At 63.3% G+C, this 390-nt stretch carries 1 protein-coding gene; it reads left to right on the top strand.

Translation table 11 applies throughout. The annotated features are described in order from the left end of the window. Window positions 1-114: 114 nt before the first annotated feature. Window positions 115-390 (top strand): SDR family NAD(P)-dependent oxidoreductase (locus I6F37_RS44110; protein WP_225155002.1); only part of this gene is annotated, 276 nt, incomplete at its 3' end.

Raw genomic sequence — 390 nt, 5'->3', positions numbered from 1 at the left:
GCGCGAAGCAGCAGGCCAATTTGAGATTCATCCAGAGCGCCCGACAGACAGATCAGAACCGATGGCCACCGCGATGTTCGTTACGATGCCGGGGGAAAGCGGCACGAATTGGTCATGAAGTCGTTGCCCATCGAGGCGGGCGGCGAACTCCCGCTCACCGCCGCTGATGTTTTGCTGGTGACGGGCGGCGGCAAGGGTATCGCGTGTGAGTGTACGCTCTCTTTGGCCCGCCAGACCGGCGCGCGGCTGCTGTTGATGGGGCGTTCGCAGCCTGATCGTGATACAGAACTAGCCGCCAACCTGGAACGAATCCGCGCCGCGGGAATTCAGTATCGCTACCTCGCCGCCGATGTGACGGACGCGGCGGCGGTCCGTGAATCGCTCGCGAAG

It is taken from the genome of Bradyrhizobium sp. NBAIM08 (assembly GCF_020193935.1).
GTDB lineage: Bacteria > Pseudomonadota > Alphaproteobacteria > Rhizobiales > Xanthobacteraceae > Bradyrhizobium > Bradyrhizobium yuanmingense.
Note: the sequence above shows the minus strand (reverse complement) of the source record. Positions and strands in the feature narration are given on the sequence as shown.